This window comes from Clavibacter lycopersici (genome assembly GCF_003576405.1).
GTDB classification, from domain to species: domain Bacteria; phylum Actinomycetota; class Actinomycetes; order Actinomycetales; family Microbacteriaceae; genus Clavibacter; species Clavibacter lycopersici.
On the sequence record NZ_QWGT01000409.1, the window covers coordinates 1 to 1224 of the forward strand.

The 1224-nt window shown below is 74.6% G+C and carries 1 protein-coding gene; it reads left to right on the forward strand.

The window, feature by feature from the left end:
• The coding region (locus tag DZG00_RS15560) for a DUF8094 domain-containing protein (protein ID WP_511171573.1) at nt 1-1115 on the forward strand (1115 nt) is incomplete at its 5' end.
• Nucleotides 1116-1224: the final 109 nt, after the last annotated feature.

Here is a 1224-nt window from a genome sequence, read left to right on the forward strand (position 1 = left end):
CGGCCCTCACTGCCGGGAGCGGGACCGCTCCCGCGCAGCCCCGCGGCCGCGGTCGTCGCGGCATGATCGCGCTGCCCGTCCTCGTCGTCACCGGCCTGGCCCTGAGCGGCTGCACCTCCGAGGGCGCGCCGGCCGACCTCGCCGCGGGCGTGGGATCCACCGCGACGCCCACCCCGTCGTCGTCGCTCGACGCCGCACGCGAGGCGGAGGACGCGGATCCGCCCGTCGTCACCAAGGACCAGGCCGAGCGCATCGTGTCCCGCGTCTCGGAGGTCGCGACCGCGGCGGACCAGTCCCTCGACGCCGCCGCCCTGGCGCCCCGCTTCGCCGGCCCGGCCCTGCAGGAGCGCACCTCGGACTACCAGGTGCGGAAGGCGAAGCCCGACATCGCGGCCGTCCCCGCCATCCCCGCCGGGGACCTCCAGCTGACGCTGCCGCAGGCGACGCTGACCTGGCCGCGCACCGTCCAGGCGGTCGTCAAGGACCCGGACACGGAGGACGCGCCCACGCTCTCCCTGACGCTCGTGCAGGACAGCCCGCGCGACAACTACCGGGTGCTGTACGCCATGCCCATCTCCACGACGGCGGCGCTCCCGGACGTGGCCCCTGCCGCGATCGGCGCGGCCCGGCTGGCGGCGGACGTGAAGCTCCTGGCCGTGCAGCCGGATCAGCTCTCCGCGGCCTACGCGGACGTCCTGAACAACGGCGACGCGAGCCAGTACGCCGACCTGTTCGACCCGACGGACGACGGCGTGCGCGCGCAGGACGCGAAGCGCAAGGTCGACTTCCCGGCGTCCATCGGCGAGACCGGCTCGGTCGAGTTCGCCGCCACGGCGGACACGGCGACGCCCGTCGCGATGTCGACCGTGGAGTCGGGGGCGCTCGTGAGCGTCACCGTCCAGCTCGGCATCGTGGCGAAGCCCACCGCCGAGGGGGCGAAGGTCAACGCGAACCCGGAGGTCCAGGCCATCACCGGGCTCACGGACTCGGCGAAGGGCTTCGACACGGTCCGCACGGCGCAGATGCTCATGTACGTGCCCCCCGTGAACTCGGGCGAGAAGATCCGCCTGTACGCCTCCAGCACCCACATCACCTCGGCCAAGGAGCTCCCATGACGAACGTGCCCCCCTCCGCCGCGAGCCTCCGCGGCGCCGTCGCGTGGCTCTCGGGCCCGCTCGCCCTCCCCCTCGCGATGCTCGGCGCCATCGGCGGCCTCGTGCTCGG